This window comes from Modestobacter versicolor (assembly GCF_014195485.1).
Classification (GTDB): Bacteria; Actinomycetota; Actinomycetes; order Mycobacteriales; family Geodermatophilaceae; genus Modestobacter; species Modestobacter versicolor.
This window is the reverse complement of the sequence record NZ_JACIBU010000001.1, coordinates 832242-852911: the sequence shown is the minus strand read 5'-3', so window position 1 is coordinate 852911 and position 20670 is coordinate 832242. Positions and strand designations below refer to the sequence as shown.

The 20670-nt window shown below is 75.1% G+C and carries 21 protein-coding genes; 14 read left to right on the top strand and 7 right to left on the bottom strand.

Going from position 1 to position 20670, the window contains the following annotated elements; all coding sequences use genetic code 11:
* Positions 1–32 precede the first annotated feature (32 nt).
* From FHX36_RS04115 to FHX36_RS04100, 4 genes are all read left to right on the top strand, one after another.
* Positions 33–1184, top strand: a complete 1152-nt coding sequence (locus tag FHX36_RS04115) for a CaiB/BaiF CoA transferase family protein (RefSeq protein WP_183513517.1) — start codon at positions 33–35, stop codon at positions 1182–1184.
* A gap of 158 nt (positions 1185–1342) precedes the next feature.
* Positions 1343–1711 carry a group I truncated hemoglobin gene (locus tag FHX36_RS04110; RefSeq protein ID WP_110554298.1) on the top strand — a complete coding sequence of 123 codons (369 nt, stop codon included), beginning with the start codon at positions 1343–1345 and terminating at the stop codon, positions 1709–1711.
* Between the two features lie 21 nt (positions 1712–1732).
* The gene (locus FHX36_RS04105; RefSeq protein WP_110554299.1) at positions 1733–2872 is read left to right on the top strand and encodes a globin domain-containing protein; all 1140 of its coding nucleotides are present in this window, start codon (positions 1733–1735) and stop codon (positions 2870–2872) included.
* Positions 2869–3603 (top strand): DivIVA domain-containing protein, encoded by a 735-nt coding sequence (locus tag FHX36_RS04100; protein ID WP_110554300.1) that lies wholly within the window; start codon positions 2869–2871, stop codon positions 3601–3603. The genes FHX36_RS04105 and FHX36_RS04100 overlap by 4 nt, the downstream gene beginning before the upstream one ends.
* A gap of 1 nt (position 3604) precedes the next feature.
* Here the strand turns inward: FHX36_RS04100 and FHX36_RS04095 are convergent, their stop codons facing one another.
* On the bottom strand, positions 3605–4165 hold the full coding sequence (locus FHX36_RS04095) for a VanZ family protein (protein ID WP_183513515.1): 561 nt from the start codon (positions 4163–4165) through the stop codon (positions 3605–3607).
* 122 nt (positions 4166–4287) lie between these two features.
* Between FHX36_RS04095 and FHX36_RS04090 the strand changes: the two genes are divergently transcribed.
* Both FHX36_RS04090 and FHX36_RS04085 read left to right on the top strand, forming a co-directional pair.
* Complete coding sequence (locus tag FHX36_RS04090; RefSeq protein WP_110552384.1) at positions 4288–4947, top strand: response regulator transcription factor; 660 nt, start codon at positions 4288–4290, stop codon at positions 4945–4947.
* Between the two features lie 3 nt (positions 4948–4950).
* Positions 4951–6018: a sensor histidine kinase gene (locus tag FHX36_RS04085; RefSeq protein ID WP_110552383.1), complete on the top strand. Its 1068-nt coding sequence runs from the start codon at positions 4951–4953 to the stop codon at positions 6016–6018.
* 210 nt (positions 6019–6228) lie between these two features.
* On the opposite strand, the gene FHX36_RS04080 is transcribed toward FHX36_RS04085, so the two are convergent.
* From FHX36_RS04080 to FHX36_RS04060, 5 genes are read right to left on the bottom strand one after another with little or no spacing between them, the layout of a single operon-like run.
* Positions 6229–8046 carry an NAD-binding protein gene (locus tag FHX36_RS04080; RefSeq protein ID WP_181428772.1) on the bottom strand — a complete coding sequence of 606 codons (1818 nt, stop codon included), beginning with the start codon at positions 8044–8046 and terminating at the stop codon, positions 6229–6231.
* Between the two features lie 13 nt (positions 8047–8059).
* A complete protein-coding gene (locus tag FHX36_RS04075; protein ID WP_110552382.1) occupies positions 8060–8446 on the bottom strand; it encodes a DUF6394 family protein in 387 nt (128 codons plus the stop codon).
* 53 nt (positions 8447–8499) lie between these two features.
* Positions 8500–9396 carry an alpha/beta fold hydrolase gene (locus FHX36_RS04070; RefSeq protein ID WP_110552381.1) on the bottom strand — a complete coding sequence of 299 codons (897 nt, stop codon included), beginning with the start codon at positions 9394–9396 and terminating at the stop codon, positions 8500–8502.
* Between the two features lie 30 nt (positions 9397–9426).
* The gene (gene mug, locus FHX36_RS04065) at positions 9427–9978 is read right to left on the bottom strand and encodes a G/U mismatch-specific DNA glycosylase (RefSeq protein ID WP_258372743.1); all 552 of its coding nucleotides are present in this window, start codon (positions 9976–9978) and stop codon (positions 9427–9429) included.
* The gene (locus FHX36_RS04060) at positions 9963–10712 is read right to left on the bottom strand and encodes a 3-hydroxybutyrate dehydrogenase (protein ID WP_110552380.1); all 750 of its coding nucleotides are present in this window, start codon (positions 10710–10712) and stop codon (positions 9963–9965) included. Before FHX36_RS04060 ends, mug begins: the two co-directional genes overlap by 16 nt.
* A 43-nt stretch (positions 10713–10755) precedes the next feature.
* On the opposite strand from FHX36_RS04060, the gene FHX36_RS04055 reads away from it, so the two are divergent.
* The 5 genes from FHX36_RS04055 to FHX36_RS04035 all read left to right on the top strand — a co-directional run bounded on the left by FHX36_RS04055 (position 10756) and on the right by FHX36_RS04035 (position 16153).
* Positions 10756–12099: a M20 family metallopeptidase gene (locus tag FHX36_RS04055; RefSeq protein ID WP_110552379.1), complete on the top strand. Its 1344-nt coding sequence runs from the start codon at positions 10756–10758 to the stop codon at positions 12097–12099.
* Positions 12096–13670 (top strand): AbgT family transporter, encoded by a 1575-nt coding sequence (locus FHX36_RS04050; protein ID WP_220035944.1) that lies wholly within the window; start codon positions 12096–12098, stop codon positions 13668–13670. The genes FHX36_RS04055 and FHX36_RS04050 overlap by 4 nt, the downstream gene beginning before the upstream one ends.
* A gap of 119 nt (positions 13671–13789) precedes the next feature.
* Positions 13790–14662 (top strand): NAD-dependent epimerase/dehydratase family protein, encoded by an 873-nt coding sequence (locus tag FHX36_RS04045; RefSeq protein ID WP_110552378.1) that lies wholly within the window; start codon positions 13790–13792, stop codon positions 14660–14662.
* 89 nt (positions 14663–14751) lie between these two features.
* A complete protein-coding gene (locus tag FHX36_RS23785) occupies positions 14752–15606 on the top strand; it encodes an AraC family transcriptional regulator (RefSeq protein ID WP_220035943.1) in 855 nt (284 codons plus the stop codon).
* Positions 15607–15724: 118 nt separating this feature from the next.
* Positions 15725–16153: a nuclear transport factor 2 family protein gene (locus FHX36_RS04035; protein ID WP_181428771.1), complete on the top strand. Its 429-nt coding sequence runs from the start codon at positions 15725–15727 to the stop codon at positions 16151–16153.
* On the opposite strand, the gene FHX36_RS23780 is transcribed toward FHX36_RS04035, so the two are convergent.
* A complete protein-coding gene (locus tag FHX36_RS23780; protein WP_183513514.1) occupies positions 16150–17595 on the bottom strand; it encodes an AAA-type ATPase lid domain-containing protein in 1446 nt (481 codons plus the stop codon). The two genes, FHX36_RS04035 and FHX36_RS23780, sit on opposite strands and share 4 nt — an antisense overlap.
* A gap of 205 nt (positions 17596–17800) precedes the next feature.
* Here FHX36_RS23780 and FHX36_RS04025 point away from each other — a divergent pair, with 205 nt between their 5' ends.
* The 3 genes from FHX36_RS04025 to FHX36_RS04015 are packed head-to-tail and all read left to right on the top strand — an operon-like array spanning position 17801 to position 20642.
* Complete coding sequence (locus FHX36_RS04025; protein WP_110550284.1) at positions 17801–18844, top strand: amidohydrolase family protein; 1044 nt, start codon at positions 17801–17803, stop codon at positions 18842–18844.
* Between the two features lie 11 nt (positions 18845–18855).
* Complete coding sequence (locus FHX36_RS04020; protein WP_110550283.1) at positions 18856–19617, top strand: iron-sulfur cluster assembly protein; 762 nt, start codon at positions 18856–18858, stop codon at positions 19615–19617.
* On the top strand, positions 19614–20642 hold the full coding sequence (locus FHX36_RS04015) for an NAD(P)-dependent alcohol dehydrogenase (RefSeq protein WP_110550282.1): 1029 nt from the start codon (positions 19614–19616) through the stop codon (positions 20640–20642). Before FHX36_RS04020 ends, FHX36_RS04015 begins: the two co-directional genes overlap by 4 nt.
* Positions 20643–20670 lie beyond the last annotated feature (28 nt).

Sequence of the window (20670 nt, the reverse complement as noted above, 5' to 3'; positions counted from 1 at the left end):
ACGGCCGCCACCGCCGTGCGGTCGGGTCGGGCATGACCACCGGACCCCTCAGCGGACTCCGCGTCGTGGAACTGGCCGGCATCGGCCCGGGCCCCTTCGCCGCGATGCTCCTCGCCGACCTGGGCGCCGACGTCGTCCGGGTCGACCGCCCCGGCGCGCGGCCGCTCGTCGGCGACCCCGAGCACGACCTGCTCGCCCGGGGCCGCCGCTCGGTGGCGGTCGACCTCAAGCACCCCGACGGCGTCGAGCTGGTCCGCCGGCTGGCCGAGCGGGCCGACGTGCTGCTGGAGGGCTTCCGGCCCGGGGTCACCGAACGGCTGGGCATCGGCCCCGAGGAGTGCCTGGCCCGCAACCCGCGGCTGGTCTACGGGCGGATGACCGGCTGGGGGCAGGACGGACCGCTGGCGACGACGGCCGGCCACGACGTCGGCTACGTCGCCGTCACCGGGGTGCTGCACGCCATCGGCCGCGCGGGCGGCCCGCCCCAGGTACCGCTCAACCTGGTCGGCGACTTCGGCGGCGGGGCGATGTACCTGGTCGTCGGGGTGCTGGCGGCGCTGCTGGAGGCCCGGGCCGGCGGCCGCGGCCAGGTGGTGGACGCCGCGATCGTCGACGGCACCGCGCACCTGGCCACGATGGTCGTCGGGATGCTCGCCGGCGGAACGTGGCAGGACACCCGCGGGGTGAACCTGCTGGACTCCGGCGCGCCCTGGTACGACGTCTACGAGACCGCCGACGGCCGGCACCTGGCGGTCGGCGCGCTCGAGCCGCACTTCTACGCCCAGCTCCTGGACCGGCTCGGGCTCACCGACGTCGCCCCCGACCGGGCCGGCGCGGACCCGGAGGCGCTGCGCGGGCTGCTGGCCGGCACCATCCGGCAGCGGACCCGGGACGAGTGGGTGACGGTGTTCGAGGGCAGCGACGCCTGCGTGGCCCCGGTGCTGTCCTTCGCCGAGGCGCGGGAGCACCCGCACCTGGCGGCCCGGCAGACCTACCTGGAGCGGGACGGCGTCGTGCAGCCCGCCCCGGCGCCCCGGTTCTCCCGCACGCCGGCCACGCTGGTCCGCCCGCCGGCCCGCGCCGGCGAGCACACCCGGGCCGCGCTGGCCGACTGGGGCATCGACGACGTCGACGCGCTCCTGGCCGCCGGCGCGGTCGCCGAGACCCCGGGCCGCAGCGGCTGACGGCCGCCCCTGCGTGCGCCTTCAGCTACTGCCGGTGATGACAGGAGGGCGGGGCGGGCACTAGCGTCGCGGGGGAAGGTGACCGGGACGTCGGCAGCCGCCGGCGCCCGGACCAGCCACGTTGTCCGTTCACGGGGGTCGAACGGAAGGTCCTGCGCATGTCGCTGTACGAACGGCTCGGCCAGGAGGTCGGGATCCGCACCGCGGTCGACGACTTCTACGCACGGGTGGTCTCCGACCCCCAGCTCGCCCACTTCTTCGAGGGGATCGACCTCCCACGGCTGCGCCGCCACCAGACCGCGCTGCTGGTGCAGGTCACCGGCGGCCCGGTCGACTACTCCGGCCGCAGCCTGGCCGAGGGCCACGCCGGGCTCGGCATCACCCCGGCCGACTTCGACCGGGTGGTCGGCCACCTCGTCGACACGCTCACCGCGCTCGGCGTCCCCGCCGAGGACATCGGCGAGGTGGGGGCCGCGCTCACCGCCCACCGCGACGACATCGTCACCGCCGCCGAACCGGTCCGCTGACCCCGGCGAGCGAGGAGCGACGTGGACGTCCCCGCCATGCGGGCGAGCTTCGCCCGGGCCGGCGCGCACGGCGACCAGGTGCCGCTGTGGTTCTACTCCCACCTGTTCCTCACCCACCCCGAGACGCGGGCCATGTTCCCCGTGTCGATGGCCACCCAGCGCGACCGGCTGTTCGCCGCGCTGGGTGAGGTGATGGCGCGGGTGGACGACCTGGACGCGCTGGTGCCGATCCTGCAGCAGCTGGGCCGGGACCACCGCAAGTTCGGCGCCGTGGCCGCGCACTACCCGGCGGTCGGCGCCAGCCTGCTGGCCACCCTGGAGCACTTCGACGACCAGTGGGACGACGCGGTCGCGGCCAGCTGGGCCGAGGCCTACGGCGTCATCGCCGACGTGATGATCGGGGCGGCCGACGGGCAGGCCGACCAGCCGGCCTGGTGGGAGGCCGAGGTGGTGGCGCACGAGCGCCGCACGCTGGAGGTCGCCGTGCTGCGCGTGCGTCCGGACGCACCGCTCGAGTACCTGCCCGGCCAGGCGATCTCGCTGGAGAGCGAGCTGCGCCCCCGGCTGTGGCGCTGGTACTCCCCGGCCAACGCGCCCCGCGCGGACGGGGTCCTGGAGCTGCACGTCAAGGCCCGGGACGGCGGACCGGTCAGCAGCGCGCTGGTCCGGCTGGCCCAGGTCGGCGACGTCCTGCGGCTGGGGCCACCCGTCGGCCACCTGGCGCTGGACACGGCGTCGGACCGCGACCTGCTGCTGGTCGCCGGCGGCACCGGGCTGGCACCGCTGAAGGCGATCGTGGACCAGGTGGCCCGGCAGGGGCCGCCGCGCCGGGTCGACCTGTTCGTGGGGGCCCGCACCGAGGACGGCTTCTACGACCGGGCCGACCTCCGACGACTGGAGCAGGAGAACCCCTGGCTGACGGTCACCTGCGCCGTCTCCCAGGAGAAGGGGTCCTCGCTCGAGCACGGCGACATCGCCGACGTCGTGCTCCGGCACGGCCCCTGGACGAGCCGGGACGCCTACGTCGCGGGCAACCCGGCGACGGTCGAGGACACCGTCGTCCGGCTCCACCAGCACGGCCTGCCCATGGGCCGCATCCGCACCGAGGTGTTCGCACCCAGCCGACCGAGCCCGACCGTTGACGGGAAGGTGACCGAATGACCACCAGCGACACCGGCCGCGGCTACGAGGCGGGGCCGCCCACGGCCGACGACCTCCGCCGCGTGTCCTTCACGCAGGCCAGCATGCTCCACCCGGGCTACACCGATCGCGAGGTCGACCAGTTCGTCGCCCGCGTGGCCGACGAGCTCGCCCGGCTCACCGACGAGAACGCCCAGCTGCGCCAGCACCTGCAGGCGCTGCAGGAGCAGCTGGCGGAGGCGGCCGCCCGCCCCTCCCCCAGCGACCAGGCGGTCGGCATCCTCGCCACCGCCCAGCTCACCGCCGACGAGTACGTCGCGGAGGCGGAGGACTTCAGCCGGCAGATGACCAGCGAGGCCCGCGCCCAGTACGAGGAGCAGCTCACCCGGGCGCGGGAGCGGGCCGGGGCGATCATCCAGGCCGCGACCGAGGCCCGCACGGCCATCGCGGCCGCCGGCGGTGGCCCGGGCGGGGCCGGACCGGACACCCAGGAGCTGCAGGAGCAGGTCGCCTACCTCAAGGCGTTCGGCCAGGCGACCCGGGTGCAGCTGCGCGCCTACCTCGAGGCGCTGCTGCGCGACGTGGAGACCGAGTGGGGCCGGGCGCACCCGGCCGTGCTGCCCCCGGCCCTGCTCGACCACCAGCCCGACCCCGGTGGCAGCACCGCGATGAGCTTCCGGGACAACGCGGCGGACGACGCGACCGGCGACGGCGACCGGGCGGCGGTGCCGGCCACCCGGTCACCGTCCTGAGTCAGACGCGCTGGCGCACGGGCCCGGCACCGCGGTGGTGCCGGGCCCGTGGCGCGAGCGCCAGCAGCAGCGCGGCGACCGCGGCGCCGGCCAGCGCGCCCAGCCCGTTGGCGACGACGTCGGCGAACGCCCCGACCCGGGTGGTCAGCGCCGCCTGGTAGCACTCGATCGCCAGCGACAGCGCGACCGCGACGACCGCGGCGGCGAGCGGCCGGCGCAGCAGCAGCGCCAGGAAGAACCCCAGCGGGACGAACAGGGCGACGTTCGGCGGGCCGTCGGAGGCGTACGCCCACGCGGTCAGGTCGCCGGCCTGCGGCCGCAGGTTCGCCACGATGCTGTCCAGCGCCCCCGGGGTGAGGGCGAACTGCCGCCAGCCGCCGGTGGGCACCACGGTCACCCCGAGCACCGCCGCCAGCGACAGGCCGGTGCCGGCCACCAGCAGCCGGGACGACGGTGCGAGCACGGCGACCGCCAGCGCCAGCAGCGCGAGCATGCTCGTCGCCGCCAGCACGGTGCCGCTCCTGCCGACCAGGGCCATCCAGCCCACGGACTCCTCGATCATGGACCCCAGCGTGCGCAGCGACCCGTCGCCCGGGCGTTCGGCTGCTCCTTACGCCCCGCTTATCCCGGCATGTGGTCCACTGCCCGGGTCCCCTGCCCTCCCCCCACCGGAGTCCGCTGACCGTGCGCATCCTGATGGCCGACGACGAGCGCCTCCTGGCCGACACCGTCGCCGAGGGGCTGCGCAAGCTCGCGATGGCCGTCGACGTCTGCTACGACGGCGAGGCCGCGCGGGAACGGCTCGGGGTCAACTCCTACGACGTCGCCGTCCTCGACCGGGACATGCCCCGGGCGACCGGCGACGAGGTGTGCCGGTGGATGGTGGCCCAGGGCATCGGCACCCGGATCCTCATCCTGACCGCGGCCAGCGGCATCCGGGACCGGGTCGACGGGCTCGGCCTGGGCGCCGACGACTACCTGACCAAGCCCTTCGCCTTCGCCGAGCTCGCCGCGCGGATCCAGGCCCTGGCCCGGCGTCCGCCGGTGCGCACCGCGCCGGTGCTGGACCGCGACGGCGTGGTCCTCGACGTGCCGCGGCACCAGGCCTTCCGCGACGGCCGGCTGCTGGAGCTGACGCCCAAGGAGTTCGCCGTCCTGTCGGTGCTGATGCGGTCCGCCGGTGAGGTGGTGAGCGCCGAGGAGCTGCTGGAGAAGGCCTGGGACGAGTACGCCGACCCCTTCACCAACGCCGTCCGGGTCGCGGTGATGACCCTGCGCCGCAAGCTGGGCGACCCCCCGGTGGTGCACACCGTGCCGCGCGTGGGCTACCGGTTCGGCGGCTGAGCGGTGGTCTTCACCCCGCGGCGCCGGGCCGTCATCGCCGTCCTGGTCACGTTCCCGTTCGCCTACTTCTGGTGCGACTGGGCGCTCTACACCGTCCGGGCGCTGCTGTACTACCTGCGCAGCGGCTTCATCTCCTGCGGCGGCGGCTGGCCGCGGCTGTTCAACAGCTGCACGTCCTTCAGCCCGACGCTGGCGGTCGTCGAGCTGGTGGTGGCCACCGCGCTGGCCGTGCTGGCCGCCACCCTGCTCGCCCGGTGGGTGCTGTACCCGGTGCACGACATGGCGGTGACCGTGGGCCGGTTCGGGCCCAACAGCCTGGCGCTGCGGCTGCGCGCCGGCGGGCCGCGGGACGAGACCCGGGAGCTGGCCGACGGCATCGACACGATGCTCGACCGGCTGGCCGAGGGCTACGAGGCGCAGCGCCGGTTCGCCGCCAACGCCTCGCACGAGCTGCGCACCCCGCTGGCCACCCAGCGGGCGCTGATCGAGGTCAGCCTCAGCTCGGCGCTGACCGGCGAGCAGCTGGAGTTGCTGTCCCGGCAGCTGCTGGCCACCAACGAGCGCAACGAGCGGCTGATCGACGGGCTGCTCACCCTCGCCGAGAGCGACCGCGGGGTGCTCACCCGCAGCACCCTGGCGCTGGACCGGATCGTGGCCGAGGTGGCCGCCGAGCACCGGCCCACCGCCGAGCGCCAGGGCCTGCAGCTGACCACCACCCTCGCCCCGGTGCAGGTCTCCGGCGAGCGGCCGCTGCTGGAGCGGCTGGTCGCCAACCTGCTGTCCAACGCGGTGAAGTACAACGTGCCGGGCGGGGCGGTGGCGGTCACCGTCGACGAGGCCGGCCGGCTGACCGTGTCCAACACCGGCCCGACCATCCCCGCGGAGCTGGTCGCCGGGTTGTTCGAGCCGTTCCGGCGGATGTCCGGCGAGCGGCTGGACCACGGCGGTGGCGTCGGGCTGGGGCTGACCATCGTCCGGTCGATCGCGGCCGCCCACGGCGCGGTCGTCGAGGCCCGGGCCGATCCCGGCGGTGGCCTCGGCGTCCAGGTCCGGTTCCCGCCGGTCCGCTGAGATAAGCAGGCCATAAGCGGAAGCTGGACGCCGCCGAGACCGGGCCGCGGGCAGGCTGCGCGGCATGACCGAGCAGGCTCCCCCACCGACGGACTCCTCGGCCGTGCTCGTGGCGGCCCGGCAGCTGGCCGACGAGGCCGGCGCGCGGCGGTACGACCGCCGGCTCCCGCGGCTCCGGGCTCAGCGACGCGGGGCTCAGCGACGCGGGGCTCAGCGGCGCGGGGACTCCTCGTAGCGGGTGATCCGCCGCCAGAACCAGCCGGAGGGCACCCGCTGGCCGGTGACCAGGTACTCCGGCACCGCGTCGACCATCAGGGTCTTCTCCAGCGCGCGCCGGGCCACCGGGCGGCCGGCGAGCAGCAGCTCGTCGCCGGCCTGCAGCACCGTGCCCTCGTCGGGCGCCAGCACGCACTCCTCGCCGTCGCGGAGCAGCAGCAGCGGCACCACGGGCAGCCGGTGCTCGCGCTCGTCGGGGTTGCGCAGCAGGTCACCGAGGCGCAGGTCGCCCTGCTCCAGCCACCTGCCGAGGGACGGCGCCTCGTGCTCGTTGAGCCGCACCTTCCACAGCGCCCCCAGGTGGTGCCCGCAGGTGTCGATCAGCCGGTCGGTGAGCTCGGCGGCCCACGCGTCGTCCTGACCCGGCAGCTCCCGGACGAACCGCCACAGCAGCGGGGTGCTCAGCCGGGCGTAGATCTCGTGCGCGATCACCTCGGTCGGCACCAGCAGCGCGTCGACGTCCATCGCCACGAACAGCGCCGCGCTGGTCGGCGCGTTCTGCCGGGCCGCGACGAACAGGTCCGGGTTGACCCGGCGGGCCGCGGCCACCAGCGAGAGGTTGGTGGTGTCGTTGTCGGTGCCGGCCACGAAGGCGACGGCGGTGCCCAGGTCGGTGCTGGCCATCACCTCCGGGTCGGACTCGTCGCCGACCACCAGGTGCAGCCCGGGGTCGGGGTCGGGGTCGCGGACCGGCTTGGGCTCGACGACGGTCACCTCCAGCCCCTCGCTGCGCAGGTCGGCGGCGAAGTGCCGGCCGAACCGGCCGTAGCCGCACACCACCCACCGGCCCGGCGCGGGCGCCGAGGACCGCTCGGGCAGCTCGGCCCCCGGGCCGCTCTCCAGCCAGGTCATCAGCTGGTAGGCCGCCGGTGAGTGCAGCGCCAGCCGCAGGTGGTCGCCGAACCGGTCGAAGGGGTTGATCACCGTCGGGCTGCCGAAGGAGGACATCCGCTCCGCGACCACCGGCGACGTCGTCCGGGTGACCACGGTGAGCTCCGGGCGCAGCAGCGCCGCGGTCATCGCCACGGCGAGGTTGGCCTCGTCGTCGTCGGTCAGCGCGAGCACCCCCTCGCAGCAGGGGTGGGTGAGCCCGGCGACCTGCAGGTCGTGCGGGTTGCGGGCGTCGCCGACCAGGCCGGGCACGTCGGCGCGCAGGGTGTCCAGCTCCAGGGCGTCGATCCGGGCCTCGCGCAGGTCGATGACGGTGAACCGGCGGCCGAGCTCGTCGAAGGAGCGGCCGAGCAGCTCCCCCGTCTGCCCGTAGCCGGCGATCAGCAGGAACGGCTCGCGCAGCCGGCTGACCTTGCGGCTGAAGTGCTGCAGTGCCAGCGCGGCCCGGAACGCCCGGTCCTGCAGCAGCGACAGCAGGGCGCTGATCGCGTAGGCCCAGCCGATCACCGACAGGTAGATGGTGCCGGTGACCCACAGCCGCTGGGCGTCGGTGAACGGGTCGGGGAGCTCGCCGAAGCCGATCGTGGTGGCCGTGTAGCTCATCACGTAGAAGGCGTGGAAGATGCTCATCCGCGCCGGCTGCCCGTCGGAGTCCATCCCCGGGATCAGGCTGAGCCCCAGCACGCTGATCGCGAAGATCAGGATCAGCGTGATCAGCGGGGCGCGCATCCGGCGCAGCACCAGGAAGATCGGTGCCGACGCCTGCACCGTCGAGACCACCCCGGCCGGCAGCCGGCGGTGCCCGGGCGGCGCGGGGCCCTCGACCGCCGGGCGGCGGCCCGTCCCGGGTGCCCTGGTCACCGTCGCCCGCCCGTCAGGAACGGCGGAACGAGCTGGTCTCGACCACGAGCAGCACCAGCGAGACGATGTTGGCCACCAGCGCCCCGCCGGACAGCGAGACGATGCTGGCGGTCGCGCCGGCGGTCAGCCCCTCGTCGGAGACGTGCGCCGCGAAGGCCCAGAAGACGGTGGCCGCGATCAGCTGCAGGTCGGCCACCAGGCTGGTGGACAGGTGCACCGCGCCGATCTGGGTGCGGTCGCCGAACTTGAGCACCGTGGCGATCAGGTTCACCACCACCGCGGCGAACAACTCGTACTCGTTGTGCAGCTCGGGGTCGGAGATGTCGCCGATGAAGAAGCCGAAGTTCAGCGTGGCGGCGAGGGTCACGAAGAACCCGAACACCACCTTCTCGAGGTTCACCCGGTGCCCCGGCTCAGGTCAGCGATCTGCACCGTAGGACCCTAACGCCCTGCTCAACGCCCGGCCGTGTGGAACGCCCGCAGCGCGGCGAGGGTGGCGGCCGGCTGCTCCTCGACCACGAAGTGCCCGCAGTCCAGCGCCGAGCCGACGACGTCGTCGGCCCACGGCCGCCAGACCTCCAGCGGGTCGTACCAGGCCGGCAGCGCGCCGGTGGCCCCCCACAGCACCTGCAGCGGGGCGGCGATCGTGCGGCCGGCCGCCCGGTCCTCGTCGTCCAGCTGCCGGTCGCAGGTCGCCCCGGCGCGGTAGTCCTCGCAGACGGCGTGCACCACGGCCGGGTCCGACAGCGCCCGGGCGTAGTCGGCGAGCGCCTCGGGCGCGACGACGTCCCGCAGCCGCCGGCCGAACTGCAGGTCGAGGAAGAAGCGCACCGGGTCGGCGCCGATCACCGTCTCCGGCAGCGGCTCGGGCTGGGCCAGGAACGCCCAGTGCCAGTAGCCGAGCACGAAGCGCGCGTCCGCCCGGGCCCACACCTCGCCGGTGGGGACGACGTCCATCACGGTGACCCGCCGGACGGCGTCCGGGGAGTCCAGCGCCATCCGGTAGGCGACCCGGGCGCCCCGGTCGTGCCCGGCGACGTCGAACCGGTCGAAGCCCAGCCCGCGCATCAGCGCGACGCCGTCGGCGGCCATCGCCCGCTTGCCGAACGTCTCGTGGCCCGGCACCGTCGCCGGCTGCGAGCTGCCGCCGTAGCCGCGCAGGTCCGGGGCGACGACGGTGAAGTCGCGGGCCAGGTCGGCGGCGACCGGGCCCCACATCTGGTGGGTCTCCGGGTAGCCGTGCAGCAGCAGCAACGGCGGGCCGGACCCGCCCACCCGCACCCGCAGCGACACCTCCCCGACGTCGACCGACGACAGCTCGAACCCCTCGAACCCCGGGTGGGTGGACATCGCGCTCCTCGGTGACGGGACGGGCGCCGCTCACCCTGCCGCGCGGGCGGCCTTGCGCAACACCCCGTACAGCCGGGCGAGGTCGGGCAGCTGGTGGTGGGCGTTGAGCCCGCTGGGGTTCGGCGCCACCCAGGTCGGCACGCCGCCGATCCGCTCCGGCTGCCGGCCGAGCACCGCCCGCGGCCGGTCGAAGGCCAGCCGCCAGGCGGTGACGCCGAGGACGGCGAGCAGCCGCGGCCGGTACCGCTCGACCAGCGCGGCCAGCTCCGCCCCGCCGGCCCGCAGCTCCTCGCGGGTCAGCTCGGCCGCCGTCCGGGTGGGGCGGGCGACCACGTTGGTGACGCCGAGGCCGTACGCCGGCAGCTCGCGGTCCTCGTCGGGGGTCAGCCGGCGCGGGGTGAGGCCGGCCAGGTGCAGCGCCGGCCAGAACCGGTTGCCCGGCCGGGCGAAGTGGTGCCCGCGCTCGGCCGACAGCAGCGAGGGGTTGATGCCGCAGAACAGCACGTCCAGGCCGTCGGCGACGACGTCGGGCAGCGGCTTCGGCGTCCCGCCCGGCTGCCCGGCGCTCAGTGCGCGCTCCACCCGCCGTCCATCACCAGCGAGGTGCCGGTGACCGACAGGGCGGCCGGCGAGCAGAGCCAGGCCACCGCGTCGGCGACCTCGGCGGGTTCGAGCAGCCGCTTGAGCGCCGCCGGGCCGAGCATCACCTGCGCCACGACGTCGCCCTCGCTCATCCCGTGCGCCTTGGCCTGGTCGGCGATCTGGCCCTCCACCAGCGGCGTGCGCACGTACCCGGGGTTGACGCAGTTGCTGGTCACCCCGTGCGCGGCGCCCTCCAGCGCGACGACCTTGCTCAACCCCTCCAGCCCGTGCTTGGCGGCCACGTAGGCGACCTTGTACGGCGAGGCCCGCAGCCCGTGCACCGAGCTGATGTTCACCACCCGCCCCCAGCCGCGCTCGTACATGTGCGGCAGCGCGGTGCGCACCAGCCGGAACGGCGTCTCCAGCATCAGCCGCAGGATCAGCCCGAACCGGTCGACGGGGAACTCGTGCACCGGCGCGACGTGCTGCAGCCCGGCGTTGTTGACCAGCACGTCGACGTCGACGTCCAGCGCGTCGACGGCGTCGAGGTCGGCCAGGTCGACCCCGACCGCGGTGCCCCCGACGGCGTCCGCGACGGCGCGGGCGCCGGCCAGGTCCCGGTCGACGACGACCACGTGCGCGCCCTCGGCGGCCAGCCGCTCGGCGCAGGCCCGGCCGATGCCCGACGCCCCTCCGGTGACCATCGCCCGTCGTCCCGCCAGCGTCGCAGTCATGCCGGGCAGGCTAGGCCCGCGGGCACCGGGTAGACAGCACCGCATGACCGAGGACGCCGCCGACCGCCGTACCCCGCTGCCCGCCGACCGCTCGCACCTGGACCAGCTGCGGGCCGCCACCGAGCGCGCCGCCGCCACGGCCGCGCCGCTCCCCTCGTCGCACGCGGGCGCCGCCGAGGAGCTGCTCGCCCGGGCCGAGCAGGCGGTCGAGGCGGCCGGCCCCGCGCTGCTGGGGCTCAGCCACGACCTGCACGCCCACCCGGAGGAGGGCTACGCCGAGCACCGGTCGGTGCGCGCCGTCGCCGACCTGCTCGCCGCGCACGGCATCGAGGCCCGGGTCGGCGTGCACGGCCTGGACACCGCGCTGCGCGCCACCGCCGGGTCCGGGGCGGGCCCGACCGTCGCGGTGCTCGCCGAGTACGACGCGCTGCCGGGCATCGGGCACGGCTGCGGGCACAACGTCATCTGCTCGTCGGCGGTCGGCGCGTTCCTCGGCCTGGCCGCCGTCCTGGCCGACGGGGCGGTCCCGGGCACGGCGGTCCTGCTGGGCACCCCGGCCGAGGAGGGCGGTGGCGGCAAGGAGCTGATGGCCCGCGACGGCGCCTTCGACGGGGTGGACGCCGTCGTCATGCTGCACCCGTTCTCCTACGACGCCGCCGTGCAGCCCTTCCTGGGCCGCCGCCAGCTCCGGGTCACCTTCCGGGGCATCGCCGCGCACGCCTCGGCCCAGCCGTTCATGGGCCGCAACGCGCTGGACGCCGTGGTCGCCGGCTACAACGGCGTGGCCATGCTGCGCCAGCACGTGCCCGACACCGACCGGGTGCACGGCGTGATCACCGACGGCGGGCAGCGGCCCAACGTCGTCCCGGAGACCGCGGAGGCGCTCTACTACGTGCGCTCGGCGACGCCGGGGACGCTGGCCGACCTCTCCCGCCGGATGGAGGCGGTGATGGCGGGCGCGGCCGCGATGACCGGCTGCGGGTACGAGCTGCACTGGGACGAGCTGCCGGCCTACCTGCCGATCCGGGCCAACCTGGAGCTCGCGGCGCGCTGGACCCGGCACCAGGCCCGGCGGGGCCGGACCGCCCTGCCGCCCGGCGTCACGCCGTCGTCGCTGGCCGGCTCCACCGACCTGGGCAACGTCAGCGTGCGGGTGCCCTCGATCCACCCGATGATCGCCATCGCGGGCCCGGACACCTCCATGCACACGACGCAGTTCGCCGCGGCGGCGGCGTCACCGGCCGGTGACCGGGCCGTGCTGGACGGCGCGGTGGGGCTGGCCCTCACGGCGCTGGACGTGCTCGCGGACCCGGCGCTGCTCGCCGCCGTGCGCGCGGAGTTCGAGGCGGCAGGCGGTGTGCTCGACCTGGAGGAGGTCCTGGGATGACCCGGATGGACGACCCGGCGCCCGCGCCGACCCGCGCCGACCGGCTGCTCGGCGGCATCGAGCGGGCCGGCAACAGGATCCCCGAGCCGTTCGTGCTCTTCGTCGGCCTGTTCACCGTGCTCGCGGTGGTGTCGACGGCGCTGGCGCTGGGCGACGTCCAGGCCCAGGTCGAGGGCACCGATGAACCCACCGTCGTGCGCGGCTTCTTCACCGGCGAGGGCATCCGGTGGTTCACCACCACGCTGGTGGACAACTTCGTCGGCTTCCCGCCGCTGGGCACCGTGGTGGTGATCCTGCTGGCGGTCGGCATCGCCCAGCGCAGCGGGCTGCTGTCGACGGTGATCAAGCGGAGCTTCTCCGGCTGGCCGTCCTGGGCGCTGCCCTACGCCGTGGCCCTGGTCGGCACCGTCGGCAGCGTCATGGCCGACTCGGTGATGATCGTGCTGCCGCCGCTGGCCGCCATGGTGTTCGCCGCGGCGGGCCGGCACCCGGTGGCCGGCCTGCTGGGCGCGTTCGCCGCCGCCGGCGCCGGGTACTCGACCTCGCTGCTGGTCACCAGCCTGGACGCGCTGTTCGCCGGGATCACCTCCGCGGTCACCGGGTCGCTCCCCGACCCGGGCACCCCGGTCACCCCCGTGTCCAACTGGTTCTTCAACATCGCCAGCTCGCTCGTGCTCACCGTCGTCTGCGGGCTGCTCATCACCAAGGTGCTGGAGCCGCGGCTGGAGCGGCTGCGGGTGCCCCGCGAGCAGACCGACACCGGTGACGGGCTCGGCGCGGTCGAGGACGTCACCGACCTGCAGGTCGACGACCGGGCCCGCCGCGGGATGCGGCTGGCCGGGCTGGCCTTCGCGGTGACCGCCACCGCGGTCGTGCTGCTGACCGTGCTGCCGGGCGCCCCGCTGCGCAACGAGACCGGCGGCTACCTGCCCGAGTCGCCGCTGCTGGACTCCGTGGTCTTCATCGTCTCGGCGCTGCTGGCGGTCCCGGGGATCGTCTACGGCTACGCCACCGGCGCCTTCCGGAAGGCCGCCGACGTCCCGCTCGCGATGACCGAGGCGGTGAAGGACATGGCCTCCTTCATCGTGCTGGCCTTCGTGCTGGGCCAGTTCATCGCGCTGTTCAACTGGTCCGGCGTCGGCACGGTGCTGGCGGTCACCGGGGCCGACGCGCTCGCCGGGCTGGGCTTCACCGGCTTCCCCGCGGTGCTCGCGTTCGTGCTGCTCTGCTCGCTGCTGAACCTGTTCATCGTCTCGGGCTCGTCGATGTGGACGATCATGGGCGCGGTCTTCGTGCCGCTGTTCGCGCTGCTGGGCTACGAGCCCGGGTTCACCCAGGCCGCGTTCCGGATCGGCGACTCGGCCACCCAGATCCTCACCCCTCTCAACCCCTACCTGGTGATCATCCTGGCCATGCTGCGGCGCTACGAGCCGCAGGCCGGGTTCGGCACGCTGATCTCCCGGTTCCTGCCGTTCACGGTGTTCTTCTGGCTGGCCTGGGCCGCGGTGCTCGCCGTCTGGTTCTTCCTCGACCTGCCCTTCGGCCCCGGTCAGTACGCCCGGCTGGAGTGACCGCCGCCTCCCCGGGTGTGCGGAGCCAGGTGTGCCGAGCCAGGTGTGCCGAGCCGGGTGTGCCGAGTGCCCGGGGTGGGCAGGGTCCGCCGGGCACGTCCACCGGCGAGAGGCGACACATGGCACGGGCAGCGGTCACCGGCAGCAGCGGGAAGCTCGGCAGGGCGGTGGTCACCCACCTGCTCGAGGAGGGCTGGGACGTGCTGGCGCTGGACCGGGTGCCGAGCCCGGTCGCCGGGGTGGAGTCCTCGGTCGTCGACCTGACCGACCACGGCCAGGCGGTGGAGGCGCTCGGCGGGTTCGACGAGCACCGGGCCGGCATCGACGCGCTGGTGCACCTGGCGGCCATCCCGGCGCCCGGGCTCCGGCCCGACGCGGCCACCTTCGCCAACAACGCCACGGCGTCCTACAACGTCTACAGCGCGGCGCTGCGGGCCGGCGTCCGCAAGATCGTCTGGGCGTCCAGCGAGACCGTGCTCGGCCTGCCCTTCGACGAGCCGCCGCCGTACGTGCCGGTCGACGAGGAGTACGCCCCGCGGCCGACCACCACCTACTCGCTGGTCAAGACGCTGGAGGAGGAGCTGGCCCGGCAGCTGTGCCGGTGGCACCCGGACCTGTCGATGACCGGCCTGCGGTTCAGCAACGTCATGTACCCCGAGGACTACGCCGAGTTCCCGGGCTGGGACGCCGACCCGGCGGTGCGCCGGTGGAACCTGTGGGGCTACATCGACGCCCGCGACGGCGCCCAGGCGGTGCGACGGGGGCTGGAGCACACCGAGCCCGGCGCCGACGTGTTCATCGTGGCCAACGCCGACACGGTGATGTCCCGGCCGAACGCCGAGCTGCTGGCCGCGGAGTTCCCCGGGGTGCCGGTCACCCGGGAGCTGGGCCCGAACGAGACGCTGCTGTCGATCGACAAGGCCCGCCGGGTGCTCGGCTTCGAACCGCAGCACTCCTGGCGCGACGAGGTCGGCGGGCAGCCCGCCGGCTGACGCGGGAACCCGTCGACCTCGGCGCACGGGCCCGGCAGGATCGGCACCGGTGCCCGGTTCCGGGCACCGGTGCACGCCGGAGGTGCCAGGTGGCCGGTACGGAACCGCCCGGGCTGCGGCAGCTGCGGCCGGGCCTGGCCGTCCTGGAGCTGCGCAGGACCGTGACCGAGCCGGTGGCCAGCACGCTCGCCGAGCACCGGGTGCTGGTCAACGTGGGGCGCCCCTACCGCCTGGTCGAGACGCTCGGCGACGTGCTCCGGCCGACACCCGGGGCCCCGGGCGACGTCGCGGTCGTGCCGGCCGGCGTCCCGCTGACGGCCGCCTCGCTGGACGGCACCCCGCAACCCCTGTCCGCCCTGCTGGTGCTGCTCTCCCCCGACCTCGTCGCGGAGGTGCTGGACGCGGCCGGGGTGAGCCCGCGGTCGGAGCTGGCCGGGGTCGTGGGCACGCGCTCCCCCGGCGTGGCGCAGCTCGGCATGCTGCTGCACGCCGGGCTGGCCGACCGGACCGGGCTGGGCCGGTCGGCCGTGGAGTCGCTCGGCACGGCGCTGGCGGCCACCGTCGTCCGCGACCACACGACCACCCGGCCACCTCCCCCGGCGCCGCCGCCCGAGCTGGGCCGGACGCAGTTGCAGGCCGTGCTCCGGCTGGTCGAGGAGGAGCTGCCCGGGCCGCTGCCGGTCGCCGACCTCGCCGCCCGGGCGCACGTCAGCGTCTTCCACTTCAGCCGGCTGTTCCGGGCCTCGACCGGCGTCAGCCCGCACCAGTACGTCCTCGACCGGCGGCTGGCCCGGGCCCGGGAGCTGCTGACCGGCACGGACCTGCCGCTGGCCCATGTCGCCGTCCGCTGCGGCTTCGCCGACCAGAGCCACCTCACCCGGGTGGTCCGCAGGCGGCTGGGCGCGACCCCCGCCGCCGTCCGTGCGGCGGCCCGCGGCCGCTGACCCGGGACTGACCCGGAGCACGGATCGACCACGGCCGCGCAGCTCAGGACCAGACCGCACGTCGGCCGACCAGCAGGCTCGTCCTGCCAGCAACACGACGAGCCGGAGGGGGCAGACGATGGGATCGACAGAGCAGCAGGACCTGGCGGTGGTCCGCGGGGTGTACGAGGCGTTCGGCCGGGGGGACGTCGCAGCGATCACGGCGCGGTTCGCCGAGGACGGGACGGTGGCCCAGTCACCCGCCCTGCCCTGGGGCGGCACCCACCACGGGCACGCCGGGCTGGGGCACTTCCTCGGCACGCTCACCGGGCACGTCGCGTCGGTGCCGGAGAGCCAGCAGCTCTTCGCCGACGGGGACGGGCACGTGGTCCAGGTGGGCCGGACGCGCGGCGTCGTCCGGGCCAACGGAGCCGGGTTCGACGTGGCCGAGGTGCACGTCTGGACCGTCCGCGACGGGGTGGTGACCCGCTTCGAGGCCTACCTGGACGACGCCGCGATGCAGGCGGCGCTGCGCGCGCCGGCCGGCGCGAGCACTGCGGCCGGCTAGGGCTGGTCCGCGACCCGGCCGGGCACCCGCAGCCCGTACTGGGCGATCTTCCGGTAGAGCGTCGCCCGGGAGAGCCCCAGCTCGGTGGCCGCCTGCACGGCGGTGGTGCCCGGCCGGGTCAGGCAGCGCAGGATCTCGTCGCGCTCCAGCTGCTCGAGCCGGGTGAGGGTGCGGGAGCCCGAGCTGAGCACCGCGGGCGGCAGGTGGTGCACGTCGACGACGTCGGTGCGGGCCACCGCCTCCCGGACGACGGAGCGCAGCTCCCGCACGTTCTCCGGCCACGAGTGCGCGGCCAGCGCGCGCAACGCCCGCGGGGTGAACTCGACGTCGCGGTGCCGCAGCTCGCGGGCGAAGGAGCGGGCCAGCGGCTCGACGTCCTCGACCCGGTGCCGCAGCGCCGGCACCTCGACCACCGAGTCGACCAGCGCGGCCAGCGAGGCCGGCACGGCGTCCAGCGTCGACGCGGTGAGCACCACCGGCCGCAGCGGCCCGGTCGCCGTCCCCAGGACGGCGGCGAGCTCGTCGGCGGCCCAGGCCGGCAGCACGTCGGCGCCGGAGACGACCACGCAGGTGTCCCGGGCGGTGAGCTCGGGGGCCCACAGCGCCAGCCAGGAGCCGACGTCGGCGGCCTGCGGCGGCCGGGCCACCAGCACCCGCTCGCGGCGCCGGCCACCGTGCCGGGCCAGGGTCGCGACGGCGGACTTGCCGGCGCCCGGCTCCCCCACCACGGCCAGCAGCCGCCCGCCGGCGACCGCCTCCCGGGCCGCGGCGACGGCCGCCCGCCAGGCCGGGGACGGGCAGGGGTCCGGGCCGGCACCGGGGAGCCGGTCGGCGAAGACGTGGAAGACCTCGCCGCGCGGCATCGGCCGGACCGGGTGGCCGCCGGCCCGCACGTGCATCAGCGCGCTGGTGTTGCCGGCCGCGGACTGGGCCAGCGCCAGCAGCAGGTCGGAGGAGGCGTCGGACCAGGTGGTCATGTTGATGCTGCCGACCAGGTCGCCGCTGCGCGGGTCGAGCACCGGCACCGCGGCGCAGGTGTACCGGCGCAGCGGGGCGACGAAGTGCTCGTCGGCGCGCACCAGCGCCGGCACCCGGTCGGCGAGCGCCAGCCCGAGCCCGTTGGTGCCGGCGGTGCGCTCGCCGAAGTAGAAGCCCGGCGCGAGGTGCACCCGGTCCAGCGAGCGGTTGATGTCCGCGTCCTCGGACCAGCGGGCCAGCACCAGCCCCTCGGCGTCGGTGATCATCAGCCCGAGCGGCTCGTTGACCAGCGTGCCGTGCAGCCGGCCGAGCACCTCGGCTCCGCACTCGTAGAACAGCGAGTCGGTCGACAGCGAGCCGCTGAACACCGGCTCCACGGCCTCGGGCGAGACGCCGTACCGCTCGCTGCGCGCCCAGGAGGCCCGCACCCGGGCCCGCGGCCGGACGGCAGGGAGATCCGTCACGGGGCACCACCTCCAGACGCGCCGTTGCGTCGCGGCCGACTGTAGGCCGCCGCCGGTCCCATCGTCGCCGTCCCGGCCCGGCGGCCGCAGGGCCCCGGTGTCTCAAAGTGAGACACCGGACCCCCTCGCGAGGGCTCGCGACCGTCCTAGCGTCCGGTGTGACCCAGCTCGCACTCGACGAGCCGGTACCGGTCGAGGAGGACCCGTGTACACCAAGGACGGCGAGAAGTACTTCATCGTGGACGCGCACATCGCGCTGTGGGACGCCCGCCCGGAGAACCAGCGCAACGTGCACGGCAAGCAGTTCATCGACTGCTTCTACGACTACCACCGCAACCTCAGCCCGGAGTCCGAGGTCTGGCCCTACGAGGAGTACCTCTACCAGGGCGGCGAGCGGCTGATGCGCGACGTCTTCGCCGACGGCATCGTCGACCACGCGGTCTTCCAGCCGGCCGCGCTGGGCGAGTTCTACCACCGCGGCTTCGGCCAGACCGAGGAGGCCTGGGCGCTGACCCAGCAGCACCCGGACAAGCTGACGTACAACCACAACTTCGATCCGCGCAACGGCGAGCAGGGCCTGGACCAGCTGCGCGCGGACGCCGAGCGCTTCGGTCTCAAGGGCGTGAAGCTCTACACCGCGGAGTGGCACGGCGACTCCCGCGGCTACAAGCTGAGCGACCCCTGGACCTACCGGTACCTCGAGGTCTGCCGCGAGCTGGGCATCCGGAACATCCACGTGCACAAGGGCCCGACCATCCGGCCGCTGGACCGCGACGCCTTCGACGTCGCCGACGTCGACCACGCGGCCACCGACTTCACCGACCTCGACTTCGTCGTGGAGCACTGCGGGCTGCCCCGGCTGGAGGACTTCTGCTGGATCGCCACCCAGGAGCCCAACGTGCACGCCGGGCTGGCGGTGGCGATGCCGTTCATCCACACCCGGCCGCGCTACTTCGCCCAGATCATCGGCGAGCTCATGTACTGGATCGGCGAGGACCGCATCCAGTTCTCCAGCGACTACGCGCTCTGGACGCCGAAGTGGCTGGTCGAGGCGTTCGTCGACTTCCAGATCCCGGCGGACATGACCGAGTACGGGCCGCTGACCACCGCGCAGAAGAAGAAGGTGCTCGGGCTCAACGCGGCGAAGATGTACGACGTCCCGGTGCCGGCCGAGCTGCAGCTCCCGGACGCCGACGAGACCGCGACCGGTCCCCGCGAGCCGGGCAGCGCCGACCTGGCGATGGCGTGACGGGGGCACTGGTGACCAGCCTGCTCACCCGGCTGACCGAGGCCGACGTCCGCACCGCGCTGGGCTCCGTCGTCGACCCCGAGCTCGACGAGCCGATCACCGACCTGGGGTTCGTCCGCTCGGTCGCGGTGGACGGCGACCGGGTCGAGGTGCACCTGCGGCTGCCGACGTCGTTCTGCGCGCCGAACTTCGCCTGGCTGATGGCCTCCGACGCCCGGGACGCCGTCACCGCGCTGCCCGGGGCGGGCCGGGTGGTGGTCCAGCTCGACGACCACCACGACTCGGAGCTGATCAACCGGGGGCTGGCCGCCGACGCGGGCTACCGCGGCACGTTCGGCCACGAGGCGGAGGACTCGCTCGACGAGCTGCGGGCGACCTTCCAGCGCAAGGCGCACACCGCGGCGATGGAGCGGGCGCTCACCGCGTGGCTGCGCGCCGACCCCACCCGGCCGGAGACCGCGGTCGGCGCCCTGATGCTCGGTGACCTGCCCCCGGGCCCGACCACGGACGCCCTGCTCAGCCGGCGGGCGGCCCTCGGGCTGCCGGTGGACCCGGGGTCGCCGGTGCTGCTCGCCCCGGACGGCTCGGTGCCCCCGGCCGACGCGGTGCCGGCCACGCTGCGCCGGGCCCGCTCGGTGCGCATCTCCGTCGACGGCAACGCGCACTTCTGCCGCGGCCTGCTCACCACCCGCTACCCCGGTGCCGAGGCCGACCAGGCCCCGCGCCCCTCGGTCGACTCCCGTCCCCTGCTCCCCCTGGAGGTGCTGCCGTGAAGGCGGTCCGCGTGCACGAGTACGGCAAGCCCCCGTCGATCGACGACGTCCCGGAGCCCACGCTGCAGGGCCCGCTCGACGTCCTGGTGCACGTCGACGCGGCGGGGGTGTGCCGCACCGACCTGCACATCATCGAGGGCCAGTGGGCCGAGGCCAGCGGGGTCGGCCTGCCCTACGTCATCGGCCACGAGAACGCCGGCACGGTCGTCGAGGTCGGCGACGCGGTGCGCAACGTGGCGGTCGGCGACAAGGTGATCCTGCACCCGCTGGTCACCTGCGGCCTGTGCCCGCCCTGCCGCCGCGGCGACGACGTGCACTGCGAGAACGGCGAGTTCCCGGGCATCAGCCGGGACGGCGGGATGGCGGAGTTCCTGCGCACCAATGCCCGCTCGGTGGTGCGGCTCGCCGAGGGGCTGGCGCCGGTCGACGTGGCGGCGCTGGCCGACGCCGGGCTGACCGCCCAGCACGCCGTCCGCAAGGCCGTGCCGCTGCTGCCCGCCACGGCCAGGGCGGTGGTGATCGGCGCGGGCGGCCTGGGGCACATCGGCCTGCAGTGCCTGCTCGCGATGACGCCGGCCGAGGTGACCGTGGTCGACCGGTCGGCCGACGCGCTGGCCAAGGCCGCGAGCCTGGGCGCGCACCGGACCGTGCAGGCCGGCGACGACACCGTCGCCGAGGTGCTCGACGCGCTGGGCGGCACCGGCGCGGAGGTGGTGTTCGACTTCGTCGGCGAGCACGGCACCGAGGCGGAGGGCATCGCGATGACCCGGGACACCGGCTCGTACTACGTGATCGGCTACGGCGGGGCGGTCGAGGTGCCGACGCTGGAGATCATCAACCGGGAGATCAGCATCGTCGGCAACAAGGTCGGCTCCTACACCGATCTGCGCGAGCTGATGGCGCTGGCCGCCCGCGGGCTGGTGACCCTCTCCACGAAGCAGTACCCGCTGGCCTCCGCGCTGGAGGCGCTCGACGACCTGGACGGCGGCCGGTTGCCCGGCACCCGGGCGATCCTCGTCCCGTGACGCCAGCGGTGCCTCGCCCGTCGGGGCG